The sequence below is a fragment of the Vibrio sp. QJM3NY_39 genome (assembly GCF_057785895.1).
Genome location: NZ_CM173505.1, coordinates 3,557,384 through 3,571,132, shown reverse-complemented (window position 1 = coordinate 3,571,132; position 13,749 = coordinate 3,557,384). Strand labels below are relative to the sequence as shown.

15 protein-coding genes are annotated in these 13,749 nt (G+C 46.9%); 6 read left to right on the top strand and 9 right to left on the bottom strand.

All coding sequences use genetic code 11. From position 1 onward, the window contains the following. Positions 1–82 precede the first annotated feature (82 nt). Positions 83–250, bottom strand: coding sequence for a hypothetical protein (locus AC3CHU_RS15915; RefSeq protein WP_004735761.1), 168 nt, complete (start codon positions 248–250; stop codon positions 83–85). A gap of 283 nt (positions 251–533) precedes the next feature. Here AC3CHU_RS15915 and AC3CHU_RS15910 point away from each other — a divergent pair, with 283 nt between their 5' ends. Beyond that, positions 534–1,325: a sporulation protein gene (locus tag AC3CHU_RS15910; RefSeq protein ID WP_488524905.1), complete on the top strand. Its 792-nt coding sequence runs from the start codon at positions 534–536 to the stop codon at positions 1,323–1,325. A 108-nt stretch (positions 1,326–1,433) separates the two neighbouring features. Further along, positions 1,434–2,087: a PAQR family membrane homeostasis protein TrhA gene (gene trhA, locus AC3CHU_RS15905; RefSeq protein WP_488524904.1), complete on the top strand. Its 654-nt coding sequence runs from the start codon at positions 1,434–1,436 to the stop codon at positions 2,085–2,087. Here the strand turns inward: trhA and AC3CHU_RS15900 are convergent. From AC3CHU_RS15900 to def, 6 genes are all read right to left on the bottom strand, one after another. Then, positions 2,084–2,650, bottom strand: a complete 567-nt coding sequence (locus AC3CHU_RS15900; protein ID WP_488524903.1) for a DUF3157 family protein — start codon at positions 2,648–2,650, stop codon at positions 2,084–2,086. The two genes, trhA and AC3CHU_RS15900, sit on opposite strands and share 4 nt — an antisense overlap. Before the next feature lie 26 nt (positions 2,651–2,676). After that, positions 2,677–4,122 carry a TrkH family potassium uptake protein gene (locus AC3CHU_RS15895; RefSeq protein ID WP_017087275.1) on the bottom strand — a complete coding sequence of 482 codons (1,446 nt, stop codon included), beginning with the start codon at positions 4,120–4,122 and terminating at the stop codon, positions 2,677–2,679. A gap of 96 nt (positions 4,123–4,218) precedes the next feature. After that, positions 4,219–5,595: a Trk system potassium transporter TrkA gene (gene trkA, locus AC3CHU_RS15890; protein WP_004735766.1), complete on the bottom strand. Its 1,377-nt coding sequence runs from the start codon at positions 5,593–5,595 to the stop codon at positions 4,219–4,221. A gap of 110 nt (positions 5,596–5,705) precedes the next feature. Then, positions 5,706–6,986 carry a 16S rRNA (cytosine(967)-C(5))-methyltransferase RsmB gene (gene rsmB / locus AC3CHU_RS15885; RefSeq protein WP_017073855.1) on the bottom strand — a complete coding sequence of 427 codons (1,281 nt, stop codon included), beginning with the start codon at positions 6,984–6,986 and terminating at the stop codon, positions 5,706–5,708. Positions 6,987–7,105: 119 nt separating this feature from the next. Continuing rightward, on the bottom strand, positions 7,106–8,071 hold the full coding sequence (fmt, locus tag AC3CHU_RS15880) for a methionyl-tRNA formyltransferase (protein ID WP_488524902.1): 966 nt from the start codon (positions 8,069–8,071) through the stop codon (positions 7,106–7,108). Between the two features lie 38 nt (positions 8,072–8,109). Beyond that, on the bottom strand, positions 8,110–8,622 hold the full coding sequence (gene def / locus AC3CHU_RS15875) for a peptide deformylase (RefSeq protein WP_004735769.1): 513 nt from the start codon (positions 8,620–8,622) through the stop codon (positions 8,110–8,112). Positions 8,623–8,762: 140 nt separating this feature from the next. On the opposite strand from def, the gene AC3CHU_RS15870 reads away from it, so the two are divergent. From AC3CHU_RS15870 to AC3CHU_RS15855, 4 genes are read left to right on the top strand one after another with little or no spacing between them, the layout of a single operon-like run. Further along, complete coding sequence (locus AC3CHU_RS15870) at positions 8,763–9,854, top strand: LysM peptidoglycan-binding domain-containing protein (protein WP_488524901.1); 1,092 nt, start codon at positions 8,763–8,765, stop codon at positions 9,852–9,854. After that, the gene (gene dprA, locus AC3CHU_RS15865; protein WP_488524900.1) at positions 9,851–10,963 is read left to right on the top strand and encodes a DNA-processing protein DprA; all 1,113 of its coding nucleotides are present in this window, start codon (positions 9,851–9,853) and stop codon (positions 10,961–10,963) included. The genes AC3CHU_RS15870 and dprA overlap by 4 nt, the downstream gene beginning before the upstream one ends. A 3-nt stretch (positions 10,964–10,966) precedes the next feature. After that, on the top strand, positions 10,967–11,443 hold the full coding sequence (locus AC3CHU_RS15860; protein ID WP_004735774.1) for a DUF494 family protein: 477 nt from the start codon (positions 10,967–10,969) through the stop codon (positions 11,441–11,443). Between the two features lie 12 nt (positions 11,444–11,455). Beyond that, positions 11,456–12,025 carry a DNA topoisomerase family protein gene (locus AC3CHU_RS15855; RefSeq protein WP_004735775.1) on the top strand — a complete coding sequence of 190 codons (570 nt, stop codon included), beginning with the start codon at positions 11,456–11,458 and terminating at the stop codon, positions 12,023–12,025. 85 nt (positions 12,026–12,110) lie between these two features. Here the strand turns inward: AC3CHU_RS15855 and AC3CHU_RS15850 are convergent, their stop codons facing one another. Both AC3CHU_RS15850 and purE read right to left on the bottom strand, forming a co-directional pair. Next, a complete protein-coding gene (locus AC3CHU_RS15850) occupies positions 12,111–13,241 on the bottom strand; it encodes a 5-(carboxyamino)imidazole ribonucleotide synthase (RefSeq protein WP_488524899.1) in 1,131 nt (376 codons plus the stop codon). A 5-nt stretch (positions 13,242–13,246) separates the two neighbouring features. Next, positions 13,247–13,732 carry a 5-(carboxyamino)imidazole ribonucleotide mutase gene (purE, locus tag AC3CHU_RS15845; RefSeq protein WP_488524898.1) on the bottom strand — a complete coding sequence of 162 codons (486 nt, stop codon included), beginning with the start codon at positions 13,730–13,732 and terminating at the stop codon, positions 13,247–13,249. Positions 13,733–13,749: the final 17 nt, after the last annotated feature.

The following is a 13,749-nucleotide window of genomic DNA, read 5'->3' as shown; positions in this document are numbered from 1 at the left end:
TCGGGTAGGGAATACCAATGTGTAAAGGCATTTCAAGATGGGACCGGGCAAGAAAAAAGCGCAGTAAAAACTGCGCTTTTCGTTAAGCGGCTTTAATTACTTTTGTTGCAGTCGGTGCTAATAAAGCAGTCTTCTGAACGAGAGTCATTGTAGGAGCCAATTTCTTAGCCGTTGGAGCAGCAACAAAGCCACTACGACGACGCATCGCACTACGGTTGGTGTGCGAGAACCTGACAGCTGTTGGGCGCATTAATTTACCTAACGGTCAGGCATATCCATTGCCAATCTAATGGCCTGACTTATCATGAGCTTCGCTTCAATTACTTGAAGAGTCACTCGTCTGGCTTTCGCCAATCCGAAAAATAAATCAGGATAATGATATGCATGCATATCAAGGCTTAGATTATCACTATCTAAGTTATCGATCGACGCCTGAGTGATAATTAAACGATATTAGAGCTAAAATAGTGTGAGCAGTATATTTGAGTTTGAACCTCTTTCAGGCTTAAGATGATGCTTTAAAGGAGGTGCATATGTCGTTCTTAAAGAAAACGTTAGCTAGTTTTGGTATTGGATCTGCCAAGGTGGATTCTGTATTGCAACAGGAAGTGCTTTACCCAGGCAAGAAGGCGAGCATTATTGTGCATGTCTATGGTGGCGCTCAGCCACAAGAAATCGACAACATTGATCTCAACTTGTGCTGTCGTTACGTCAAAGAAGTCACCATGAACTCGCAAAGGCAAGAGGGCGGTCATAAACGCCGAATGCATCAGACGTACTCGTTGGCTAAATGGAGCCTGCCGTATGCCTTTGTGATTCAGCCGGGAGAAACCCGTGACTTTGAATGTGAGTTTGATGTACCGCTGAATACACCAGTCACGATTGGTGATTCAAAGGTGTGGCTGGAAACCGGGTTGGACATTGCGATGGCGATTGACCCATCGGATAAAGATACCTTAACGGTTCGTCCTGATGCACTCCTCGATGGCATCTTTAACGAACTTGAAGCTCAAGGGCTACGCATTCGCCAAGTCGAGTGTGAGGCGGTGGAAGGTTTCGAGTTACCGTTTGTGCAAGAGTTCGAATTTGTTCCGACGACTGGCCCTTATCATGGTCGCTGGCGTGAGCTTGAGGTTGTTGCTCATCGTGGTGAGACAGAACTTAAGTTGTGGTTTGAGATAGACCGCAATCGCGATGGCGCAAAAGGCATGTTGGCGAGTTTGCTGGGAATTGGTCAGCTACAGCGCCAATTGAGTGTCCCGCTTGATACCTCACCAGAAGACGCAGGTAAGATGGTGGTCGAGTATTTAGAAAGCGCATATTAGCTGAATCGCACATTTTATAAGTCATTTTGTCATAAAAATTTAAGCTTACACGTGTAAGCTTAATGTGTAATACTGGGGCAATCGAACATTTACTCTAGTAGGATACTCATGTCTGCATCATCAGCCAGCGAATACAGTGACATCGAAGAACGCGCTAATGCGATAACCCATGGTTTGGGCGTCGTACTTGGCGTAGTGGGCCTGATCCTGTTACTGATTCGTGCGTTTGATTACCAAGCTGACATGCTAACGGTTGCCAGTATGGCGGTGTATGGCAGCAGTATTATTCTGCTCTTTCTTGCTTCCACGTTGTACCACTCGATCACCACTGAGAAAACCAAGCGCTTACTCAAAACGCTCGATCACTGTGCGATTTATTTGCTGATTGCGGGCAGTTACACGCCGTTTCTTTTGGTGGGCTTAAGAACCCCATTAGCGATGGGCTTGATGGCGGTGATCTGGGGAATTGCGCTGGTGGGCATCATCATGAAGATTGCTTTCGTATACCGATTCAAGCGCTTATCGCTGTTCATTTACTTAGCGATGGGTTGGCTATCTTTGATTGTGGTTTATCAATTAGCGATGAACATCGATATAGGTGGTTTGGTGTTACTGGCGGTTGGCGGGGGGATTTACTCGCTGGGTGTGATTTTCTATGTGGCAAAACGCATCCCTTATAACCATGCCATCTGGCACCTGTTTGTGTTGGCGGGCTGCGCTTGCCATTTCTTCGCTATCTATCTGTTTGTGACACCGGTTTAGCGAGCCAGCACTTCAACGATTTCAGCTTTGATTTGATATTCTGGGTATTGATCAACAGCTAGGTTAAGCGACGTACCTTCGGCATCGGTTTTTGGTCGAAGGTAGGTATCTGCCATACGCTTTATCGATTTCCAAACCGCTACTGTTTTCTCTTCTAATAACTCACCACTTGGTGAATATACACCTAACTTCAAAGACACTAAGATGACAGCCTGCGTACCTTGGTTAGTAATAGCCGTAGGGATGATCAGCTCGCCGTCTTCATAGCGACTTGTTCCGAGTACAACATCCACTCCTGATTGAGACAGCTGTAAGCTTGGCTTCTTGCTATCAACGATAATCGTCGTACCACGCATATTAGTCGCGATTGGGACAGCTACAACCGGCGCTGCTACAACAGGGACTACGATTTCTGATGTTGTTGCCGTTTGTTTCTGTGCCACGTATTGCCACGTAAAGTCATCTTTTAGAAGTATCTGTTTACCATCTTGCAGAGTCACCATTTGGCCGGCGAATGCAGAGCTGCTAAGCAGTGCGCTTGCGATAAGTAGGTATGATTTCATCTGTGTTTCCTTAAATATTCGCGTAATTAGCGTCGCCAAAAGGCAGGGAAAAATAGAACAATTAGCGTCAGTATCTCAAGTCGGCCCATCAACATACCTAAACTTAATAACCATTTAGCGGCGTCTGGCAGTGGTGCAAAGTTACCCGTTGGACCGATCACGCTGCCCATGCCAGGGCCCACGTTGGCAACGGCTGTGATAGCGCCAGATATACTGGTCACAGGATCAAGCCCCATCGCGCTCAAGCCGCCTGCAATTAAGATAATCGTGATAAAGAACATCAAACCAAATGCCACGAGTGAACGCACAATATCGTCATTCACCGGTCGCTGATTGTAGCGTTGAACAAACACGCCCGATGGGTGAATTAGCTTCATCATTTGTTTGTGGAGCATGGTCATCGCGATCTGGAAACGGAAGATTTTAATACCGCCAGAGGTTGAACCCGAGCAAGCGCCCGCCATCATTAGGAATGCAAACAAGGTGGTTGGCAGTGCACCCCAGGCGGTGAAGTCTTCTAAGCCAAAACCGGTTGTGGTGACGACTGACACAATGTTGAACATCGAAACACGCATCGCATCCATGACAGTGTAGCCATCTCTAACCACCAACCATGTTGATATTACGGCGCTGGTGAACAAGAACAGGTACGTGAAACCTCTCACTTGCGCGTCTTTGTAGAGGATCGAGAGTTTTCGGCCTCGCAGTGCGCTAACAAACAGTAAGAACGGCAGTCCACCAAGGAACATGAACAGGGTTCCCACCCAGTGAGCACTGTTAGAGAAGTGGTTCATCGAGCCATCTGAGGTTGAGTACCCCCCCGTCGACAGTGTTGTGAACGCGTGATTGATCGCGTCAAAGATGCCCATGCCTGCAAACAAATAGCTAATGATGCATAAACCAGTCAGAACCAGATAAACCGCCACGATGTTCTTCGCGACGGTTTTTGCTCGTGGGCTGCTTTTATCTGACCAGTCGGATGATTCGGTTTGGAACAGGCGCATACCACCAACGTTGAGCATTGGTAGAACTGCTACCGCCATCACGATAAAGCCGATGCCGCCTAACCATTGCAGTATAGAACGCCACAACAGAATGCTTGGTGCCATGCTGTCTAAGCCGCTTAATACGGTTGAGCCTGTCGTGGTGATACCTGACATGGTTTCGAAGTAGGCGTCAGTGAAGCTGATGTGGTTAATGAAGACAAATGGCAGGGCGGCAAAGGCGCTGGCAATTGTCCAAACCAAAGAGGTGATAAGGAACATGTCCCGCACCCCAAGTCGGAACTTAGCGGAGCGGCCCAAGCTCAAGCAGATGAACGCCACAATGTGCGTGATCACTACCGATTGACCAAACTCGAGGAAGCCACCGGTGCCAGTAAAAAAGGCAACCAATGTGGGGATGTACATGAAAAGGGCGAGTTTTGATAACACTAACCCTATCACTAATAATATCGGACGAAAGTTGACCATAGCTTAATAGACCATAGCTTTAATTGATTACAGCTTTGTGCCGGAGCGTCCTTCTCACAAAAAGAAAGTTGCGAGAAGAAGCTTACGAGAACAAGGCTATAAGAAGAACGGGCTCGGTTGGAATAGAGACTCAACATCCGGTACGTATTTCTTGTCCACTAGGAACATCACTACGTGGTCATCCTGTTCGATTACGGTTCTATCGTGCGCGATAAGCACCTCTTCTCCGCGAACAATCGCACCAATAGTGGTGCCCGGTGGCAGTTTGATGTCGCCAATCGCTCGGCCAACGACTTTAGATGTGGTCTCGTCACCGTGAGCAATGGCTTCAATCGCCTCTGCAGCGCCGCGACGTAGAGAGGATACGTTAACAATATCAGCACGACGAACGTGAGTAAGCAACGCAGAAATCGTCGCTTGCTGTGGAGATATCGCAATATCAATCACGCCACCTTGAACAAGGTCGACATAAGCGCCACGCTGAATCAGCACCATTACTTTCTTGGCACCCATTCGCTTCGCCAGCATCGCTGACATGATGTTGGTTTCATCTTCATTGGTTAGAGCAATGAACACATCAACTTGATCGATGTTCTCTTCGGTCAGCAGCTCTTGGTCGGCTGCATCGCCACAGAATACGATGGTGTTTTCTAATTCTTCAGACAGCTTTTCGGCACGAGTGTAACTGCGCTCAATAAGCTTGATGCTGTAGCTCTGTTCAAGGCGTTTTGCCAAGCTTGCACCAATGTTACCACCGCCAACAATCATGATGCGACGATACGGTTTCTCTAGACGCTGAAGCTCACTCATTACTGAGCGGATATGGTTACTCGCTGCCACAAAGAAAACCTCATCATCGGCTTCAATGATGGTAGTGCCTTGTGGGCGAATAGGGCGACCTTGACGGAAGATAGCGGCTACACGAGTATCAATGTGCGGCATGTGCTCACGCAAAGCAGACAGTGCGTTACCAACCAATGGTCCACCGTAATAAGCTTTTACTGCTACTAGGCTAACTTTCTGTTCAGCAAAACTCACAACCTGCAGTGCACCTGGATATTGAATCAGGCGCTCGATGTAGCTGGTGACGAGTTCTTCTGGGGCAATTAAATGATCAACCGGAATCGCCCCTGATTTGAAGAGTGCTTCTTTCTCTTCTAAATACTGTGGAGAGCGGATTCGGGCAATTCGGTTTGGCGTATTAAACAGAGAGAAGGCAACCTGACATGCGGCCATGTTGGTTTCATCCATATTGGTTACGGCAACCAACATGTCGGCATCTTGCGCGCCCGCTTCACGTAGTGTGTTCGGGTGGCTGGCATAACCGTTTACAACCCTAAGGTCGTATTTGTCCTGAAGTTCACGAAGTCGGTCGGCATTACGGTCGACGATCGTGATGTCATTGTTTTCACCCACTAGGTTTTCAGCAAGGGTACCGCCAACTTGTCCAGCACCTAGAATAATGATCTTCATAGCCTTTCTCTTATTTTTTGCCGTTGTAATTCTAGTGATCTCTTTTCGCTTTGATAATGCACTAGAAAGAAACAGCGGCTAAGAAATAAATTCTTAGCCGCTGTTAGTTGTTATGCCTGTTTTACTAGAACTGCGTAGTAGAAGCCATCCATATCTTCTTCTCCAGGTAGTATTTGACGCCCCGGATTTTCGATATCAGACCCAACAAGTGTTGCGTTCTCTGTACGCTCTAGGAATGCCTTCACTTGCAGCACATTTTCTTGCGGTGTGATAGAACATGTCGCATAGACCATGGTGCCGCCTTCTTTCAGCTGATTCCACATTGCATCCATGATCTCACTTTGCAGTTCTGCTAGTGCGTCAATATCAGATGCGCGGCGTAGCCACTTGATGTCAGGGTGGCGACGGATTACACCCGTTGCTGAACATGGAGCATCAAGCAGGATGCGGTCAAACTTATCACCCATCCACCACTCTTCAGGATAGCGAGCATCGCCACAGATTACGTCGGCACGCAGTTGTAGGCGTTCTAGGTTATCGTAAACACGGTCTAGACGCTTGATATCGCAGTCAATCGCAACCACTTCTGTGTCTTTAGTATGCTCAAGAATGTGCGCGGTTTTACCACCTGGCGCTGCACAACAGTCTAGGATTAGCTCACCATCTTTTGGTGTTAGGTAATCAACGGAAAGCTGAGCGGCTGCGTCTTGTACTGATACCCAACCTCTGTCGAAGCCAGGAAGTAAAGTAACATCACAAGGCGCTGCTAATTTTATGGCATCTGCAGCTTCAGGGTGCAGTGTGTATTCAATGTTTTCGTTTTTCAGTAGTTCGGCGTACTCGTCACGAGTGTGGTGCTGACGGTTTACGCGCAACCACATTGGTGCCTTGCTGTTGTTTGCTTCAATTAATTGCTCCCACTGATCTGGGTAGCTTTCTTGAAGCATTTTAAGAATCCAGCTTGGGTGAGTGTATTTACCCGCATTGTGGCTAACCGCTTTTTCATCCAACTCTTCTTGGTCACGCAGGTAGCTACGTAACACAGCGTTGATCAAACCGCTTAGGCTTGGACCACGCAATGTTTTGGTTGCCTCAACAGTTTCAGCAACTGCAGCATGCGAAGGAATACGCATAAAGCTCAGTTGGTAAATACCCACTAAAATTAGGTGGTGGAATACACGCTTTTTGCCTTTAAGTGAGTTGTCCATTAATTCGTTAGCGATTGACTCTAAGCGAGGCAAGTAACGAAGTGCACCGTAGCAAATCTCTTGCAGTAGAGCATGGTCTCGCGGACGAATCGTTTTTTGAGCCGCAGGGAGAGCGTGTGAAAGAGAGTGGCCTTTGTCGACAACTTGGAATAGGACATTTGCAGCAGCAGCGCGAACATTCATGAGGGATACCGAATATTTATTTGAATACATGAGGGCATCTCTGCCCTCGTAAAGGTTTTCTAAGCTATTTTATCTAAAGCTACACGTTTCTAAGTGCATATAAAGTAGCTTTAAAGTGGTTAAGAAAGTTGAGTACCAACTTCAAACCAGCTTGCACGTGAGTTCAAGATATCCTGAACTGACATGGCTTTCTTACCTGGAACTTGTAGCTGTTCCAATACAAGTACTTTATCGCCAGTAGCAACATAGATACCCGTTTTATCAGCTTTGATAATTGTGCCAGCTGGCGCAGATGTTGATTCTTCATCAACACGTGTTTGCCAAACCTTAATGCTTATATCTGCATCAGAGCTGCTATCAACAATCGCAAAGTGACTCATTGGCCATGGATTGAAAGCGCGTACACAACGTTCGATGTGTTCTGCACTGTCATTCCAATCAATTTTAGCTTCTTCTTTGCTTAGCTTCTTCGCGTAGTTAGCAAGTTCGTCGTCTTGCTTTTCTGCGACGGCTTTACCTGAAGCGATGTTTGCTAAACAATCAACAAGAGCATCAGGGCCAAGGCCAGCCAACTTCTCGTACATTGAAGCGCTCGTATCTGTAGCTTCGATTGGTAGCGTTGCGATGCTTAGCATATCACCCGTATCTAGGCCGATATCCATCTGCATGATCGTTACGCCTGTCTCTTTATCACCCGCCCAGATAGAGCGTTGGATAGGAGCAGCACCACGCCAGCGCGGTAAGATAGAACCGTGCACGTTGATACAACCCAAGCGAGGTGTATCTAATACAGCTTGTGGAAGAAGCAAGCCGTAAGCTACGACAACCATGATGTCAGCATTCAAATCGGCTAGTTCTTGCTTAGCTTCATCTGACTTGAAGTTTTCGGGTTGGTAAACCGGAATATTATTTTCAAGTGCGATGTTTTTTACTGGACTCGCAGTCAGTTTTTTACCGCGGCCTGCTGGACGATCTGGCTGTGTGTAAACAGCAATAACTTCATGCTCCGAAGACAACAACGCCGCCAAGTGACGGGCGGCGAAATCCGGAGTACCTGCGAAGACAATTCTTAAAGATTGACTCAAGGTAGACTTCCTTCTTAATTTAGTAATAGCAGCGGTTATTAACCTTGTTTCTCGTTGAAACGTTTAATCTTCGCTAGCTTATCTTGAATACGTTTGCGTTTTAGTGGCGATAGGTAATCAACAAACAACTTGCCTTCTAGGTGGTCAAGTTCGTGTTGAACACAGATAGCCAGAAGGTCGTCAGCGTCGAATGTGAATTCGTTGCCTTCACGGTCTAATGCTTTAACCGTTACTTCTGCAGCGCGAGGTACTAGAGCTCGAGCGCCTGGTACAGATAGACAGCCTTCTTCGATACCATCTTCGCCACGTTTGTCGGTAATTTCAGGGTTGATCAGAACCATAGGCTCGTCACGTGTTTCTGAAATATCGATAACAACGATGCGCTGGTGGAAATCTACTTGCGTTGCCGCAAGGCCGATACCTTCTTCGTCGTACATGGTTTCAATCATGTCATCAACGAACTTTTGAATCTCTGGGGTAACTTCTTTTACCGGTTTCGCCACGGTACGTAGACGATCATCTGGTAATGTTAATACTTGTAATACAGACATATACACTCGAAATATTGAACTGTGCCGAAACAGCTTAAACCTTGTTGGCTCAATTCTAGACATTTTAGAGGTCAAATGACAGCATCCTGAAGGTAATTCTCTAATCAGATGTCATATATTCAGACCAAGGAACCTAGGTCATGCGTCATTTTTCTCCCACTTTTTCTCTTATTTGTGCCTCGTTTTCGTTCGCCGTTACGGCTGAAAATAGTGAGCAACCTTTAACCATCAAACAAGATGCACCTCAGGCCTATGTGGTGGTTAAGGGGGATACCTTATGGGATATTTCCGCGATGTATCTCGATAGCCCTTGGTTGTGGCCAAGGCTATGGCAGGTAAACCCTGAAATAGAAAACCCTCACCTTATTTACCCCGGAGATAAATTGTCTCTGGTTTGGATTAATGGCGAGCCTGTGTTGAGCCTCAAACCCGTCATAAAGCTAAGCCCTAAGATTCGTGTATCAGAGAAGAAAGCAGTACCTACTGTGAATGAGGGGCTTGTTCTACCGTATCTACAATCTGACCGCTTGGTTGAGCAGCAAGATATCCAGTCAGCGCAACGAGTGTTAGGGACCAGTGATGGCAAACGCTTCTTATCGGGTGAAGACCGATTGTTTATTTCTGGGAACCAGCAGCATCAAAAATGGGGTATCTACCGTGCCGTCGAGACTTATCAACGACAACAACCTCAAGCGAGTATTACCTCTTTGCGTTTGGTCGCCACGGCGCGCTTGAAAGAGGTGGATGCTGAGTTCAGTAGTTTACAGATAGAGACTCAACTGCAAGAGGTGTTACTTAATGACCTCGTGTTACCTGAACTTGGCGTTGATCAGATGAAGCTCTCAACCACATTTTATCCAGCGCCTAGTGCTGCGGGGCAGTTTGCTAATATCTTGGGTTCATTAGATGGCAGCCAATACAGTGCAAAGAATCAAGTGGTCGTTATTAATAAAGGCTCACAGGACAATCTTCGCCAAGGCTCTATGTTTACCCTCAGTGAAAGCGGCGCTGTGGTGTTTGGTAAGCAAGGTGAATACAGCTACAAAGAGTCTGCAGCGAGCGATAAGGTGCAGCTGCCAAGTACCTCACTTGGTAGTTTGATGGTCATTCGTCCTTATGAGTATTTTAGCTTGGCCTTGATCACTCAGAGCTCAAAACCGGTTAGTAATGATATTCTGGCGGTATCACCTTTGGATCTGGCTTTGAAGGAAGAAGCTAAGGGCACCGAGTGAATGAGCAACAACTGAGTGCTTGGTTAACTCTAAGTTTTGTTCCGCAATTGGGTGGCAAGCGCCTTTCTCGACTGCTGAGTATTGATTCTCCTTTGAATATTGTTGGTTACTCAAGTCAGCAACTGCAAGCGCTTGGTTTGTCTGCCAAGCAAATTGCCTATCTAAGAGAGCAAGCCCCAAGAGAAGTGGAGGCTTGCCTAGAGTGGCAAGCAAGACAACCCAACCATCACATCATTACCCCGAATTGCTCGCATTATCCCAAACTGCTGAATGAGACCGCCTCCGCGCCAAGCGTGCTTTTCGTTAAAGGTCACGTTGAAAAACTGATTGAGCCTCAAATCGCTATGGTCGGCAGTCGCAATGCCAGTCTCGAAGGGTTGCAAACCGCGAAGTCCTTCGCCAAAGAGTTCGTCCAAAATGGTTTGATTGTCACCAGTGGCTTAGCACTCGGTATCGATGGCTATGCTCATGATGGTGCTCTAGATAAAGGAGGGGAAACTTTTGCTGTATTGGGTTCTGGATTGGATTCCATTTATCCTGCGCGACACAGAAATTTAGCCGATAGGATCTGTGAAAATGGTGCGTTGATTTCAGAGTTTCGCCCAAGTGCCAAACCACGACCTGAACATTTCCCTCGCCGTAACCGTATTATAAGTGGGTTATCGCTCGGAACCTTGGTGGTTGAAGCGGCTGAGAAGAGTGGTTCTTTGATTACAGCTCGCTATGCCATGGAGCAAGGCCGAGAGGTGTTTGCGCTTCCTGGCTCTATTCATAACCCAACCAGTCGAGGAGGTAATAGCTTAATCAAAGCTGGAGCATGCTTGGTACAGAGTGCACAAGATGTTCTGATTGAAATAAAGAGTCTGTTAGACTGGTCTATCGATCAGCAACCCAGCTTGTTCGAACCTACGCCCAGTATGGGGGAAAATGAACAATTGCCATTTCCACAGCTGTTCGCTAACGTAGGGCTAGAGGCGACACCCGTTGATATTTTGGCACAGAGAACCCATATACCTGTGCATGAGGTCATGATGCAGCTTTTAGAGCTTGAGCTCTCAGGGCATGTTGTTGCAGTTTCCGGTGGCTATATTCGAAAGGGGAGAGGCTAAGCTATGATGATGGACATACTGATGTACTTGTTTGAAACCTACATCCATAGCGATTCTGAATTGCAGGTGGATCAAGATGAGCTGGAAGATGAGCTTCTTCGAGCAGGGTTTCACCAAGATGATATTTATAAGGCCCTCCATTGGTTAGAAGATCTTGCGGCATTGCAAGATACTGAGAATCAAGCGGCGATTACTATGTGTTCCAATACCTCGATGCGTATTTATACCAGTCGAGAGATTTCACGTATTAATATGGAGTGCCGAGGTTTCTTATTGTTCCTTGAACAGATCAACGTACTCACGACAGAGATTCGTGAAATGGTGATTGATCGTGTGATGGGGCTTGAGACGAGCGAATTTGAATTGGATGATCTGAAATGGATTATCTTAATGGTGCTATTTAATGTGCCGGGTAATGAAAGTGCTTACACGCAAATGGAAGAGCTGTTGTACACCAAAGAGCAAGGTATCTTGCATTAATACAGGCTTGTCATGAGTAGTAAGATTGATAATCAGCTTTTTTCGGCACATGAACATGCATTAGAGCATGAACCATGTCCACAGTGTGGTGGAGAGCTTCAGCTTCGCCATGGTAAGCACGGCCCATTTTTAGGCTGTAAGCAGTATCCTAGCTGTGATTACATCAAGCCTCTGCATCAGAACGATGGCCACGTAGTGAAAGAGCTGGGTGTACCGTGTCCTAAATGCCAAAACGAATTGGTATTAAGGCAAGGTCGCTTTGGTATGTTCATTGGTTGTAGTAGCTACCCAACGTGTAATCACATCGAATCTTTGGACCAACCAAAAGAACAACCTGAAGAGCAGCCACTTGTTGCTTGTCCTGAGTGTGGCAGAGGCCATTTGGTTGAGCGTAAATCTCGCTATGGCAAAACCTTCTATGCGTGCGATAACTACCCTAAGTGTAAGTTCGCCGTTAATCAGCCACCTGTTATAGGTCGTTGTGAAGAGTGTCAGTTCCCGCTGTTGCTGGAGAAGAAAACGGCCAGTGGCACTAAGAAGCAATGTGCTGATCGCAAGTGTCATCACATTCAATCTCAATAACTTGATGTTATAGACAAAAAACGGCGCTCACTGAGCGCCGTTTCTATATCCAATAAACGTTCTATATTCATCAAGCAATGTAGATTTACTTCATCTGCTCAGCAAATTCATGCACAGCAGGGTAGGCTTGCTTATCGAGAATGTCTGCCAGTGAGCATAGCGCTCTTTGCAGCTCTGCGTTGTAGTCAGCGCTCACGTTAATGTGGCCCATCTTACGACCTGCACGCTTCTCTTTACCATACCAATGAACATGGCAACCACCTTGAGCAAGAATTGCTTCAGGTAGGGTATCTTCACCAAGGATGTTGATCATTGCGGTTGGACGAATCAGCTTAGTGCTGCCTAATGGCATCCCACATACGGCACGTAGATGATTCTCAAACTGACAAGTTTCAGCGCCTTGTTGTGTCCAGTGGCCCGAGTTATGAACACGTGGTGCAATCTCATTTACCAGCAGTGAACCTTGAACATCAAAGAACTCTAGCGCGAGTACGCCAACGTAATCCAAACGCTCTGCAACTGCGGTGAACATGGTCTTAGCTTGTTCTTGCAGTTCAATGTCGTCAATCGCTGTTGATAAGCTCAACACGCCATCGGTGTGAACATTCTCAGCCAGTGGGTACACTTGGATCTCGCCATTGGCACCACGAGCACCCACCAGTGAGACTTCGCGGTCAAACGGGACAAACTCTTCAGCAACAATCGCTTGGTTGTCTGTTGCAGCGATGCACTCAGCCATTTCTGTCCAAGTCGCGTCAACATTATCTAATGTCTTTAAGCGCCATTGACCTTTGCCATCGTAGCCACCAAGTGTGCTCTTCAATACCATTGGTAAGCCAACGTGAGCGATCGCAGCGTCAAAGTCTTCGCGAGAGTTAATCACGTAGTACTTAGCATTTTTCACGCTTGCTTCGTCTAACAGGGCTTTTTCAAGGCGACGGTCACCGCCAGCTTTGATTGCTTCTGTTGTCGGTAAGAACTTACCGCTGCGCTCACACACCTCAAGTACATCATGAGGGATATGCTCGAATTCAGCAGTAATGACGTCCGCACGCTCAATCGCATTGTCTAAGCCGCTGCCTAGAATCGCTTGCGTTAATGGGTGAACAATATTTTTGCTGCCAACATCAAAAGCAGAAATTTCAATATTCAGCGGCGCCCCAGCTAGGGACATCATGCGAGCAAGTTGGCCCGCGCCTAACACAAGAACATGCATGGGAATTAGTCCTCTGCAGGGTTTGGATTAGCCAGAACCGCTTCTGTTTGCTCAGAGCGGAACGCTTCTACTTTTGCCATCACTTCTTCATTGTGAGTACCAATGATTTGGGCTGCTAGGATACCAGCATTGGCAGCGCCAGCTTCACCGATAGCCAAAGTACCTACCGCAATGCCTTTTGGCATCTGTACGATAGAAAGTAGCGAGTCCATGCCTTTTAGTGCTTTAGACTGAACTGGAACACCAAGAACTGGGACGCTTGTGAAAGCAGCCGCCATGCCTGGAAGGTGAGCTGCACCGCCAGCACCAGCAATAATCACTTTAATACCGCGCTCTTTCGCACTGGTTGCGTAGTCTGCAAGCAACTGAGGTGTGCGGTGAGCAGAAACCACTTTTGTTTCGTACGCCACGCCAAACTGATCCAACATTTCTGCAGCTAGCTTCATTGTTGGCCAATCAGATTTAGAACCCATGATAATACCGACAGTCATCTCAAACTCCTTCAGGT

What these genes read in the sequence shown, in the direction of transcription:
- AC3CHU_RS15915 (WP_004735761.1), bottom strand. Translation starts at nt 250, where the DNA reads ATGCGCCCAACAGCTGTCAGGTTCTCGCACACCAACCGTAGTGCGATG.
- AC3CHU_RS15910 (WP_488524905.1), top strand. Translation starts at nt 534, where the DNA reads ATGTCGTTCTTAAAGAAAACGTTAGCTAGTTTTGGTATTGGATCTGCC.
- trhA (WP_488524904.1), top strand. Translation starts at nt 1,434, where the DNA reads ATGTCTGCATCATCAGCCAGCGAATACAGTGACATCGAAGAACGCGCT.
- AC3CHU_RS15900 (WP_488524903.1), bottom strand. Translation starts at nt 2,650, where the DNA reads ATGAAATCATACCTACTTATCGCAAGCGCACTGCTTAGCAGCTCTGCA.
- AC3CHU_RS15895 (WP_017087275.1), bottom strand. Translation starts at nt 4,122, where the DNA reads ATGGTCAACTTTCGTCCGATATTATTAGTGATAGGGTTAGTGTTATCA.
- trkA (WP_004735766.1), bottom strand. Translation starts at nt 5,595, where the DNA reads ATGAAGATCATTATTCTAGGTGCTGGACAAGTTGGCGGTACCCTTGCT.
- rsmB (WP_017073855.1), bottom strand. Translation starts at nt 6,986, where the DNA reads ATGAATGTTCGCGCTGCTGCTGCAAATGTCCTATTCCAAGTTGTCGAC.
- def (WP_004735769.1), bottom strand. Translation starts at nt 8,622, where the DNA reads ATGTCTGTATTACAAGTATTAACATTACCAGATGATCGTCTACGTACC.
- AC3CHU_RS15870 (WP_488524901.1), top strand. Translation starts at nt 8,763, where the DNA reads ATGCGTCATTTTTCTCCCACTTTTTCTCTTATTTGTGCCTCGTTTTCG.
- AC3CHU_RS15860 (WP_004735774.1), top strand. Translation starts at nt 10,967, where the DNA reads ATGATGATGGACATACTGATGTACTTGTTTGAAACCTACATCCATAGC.
- AC3CHU_RS15855 (WP_004735775.1), top strand. Translation starts at nt 11,456, where the DNA reads ATGAGTAGTAAGATTGATAATCAGCTTTTTTCGGCACATGAACATGCA.
- AC3CHU_RS15850 (WP_488524899.1), bottom strand. Translation starts at nt 13,241, where the DNA reads ATGCATGTTCTTGTGTTAGGCGCGGGCCAACTTGCTCGCATGATGTCC.
- purE (WP_488524898.1), bottom strand. Translation starts at nt 13,732, where the DNA reads ATGACTGTCGGTATTATCATGGGTTCTAAATCTGATTGGCCAACAATG.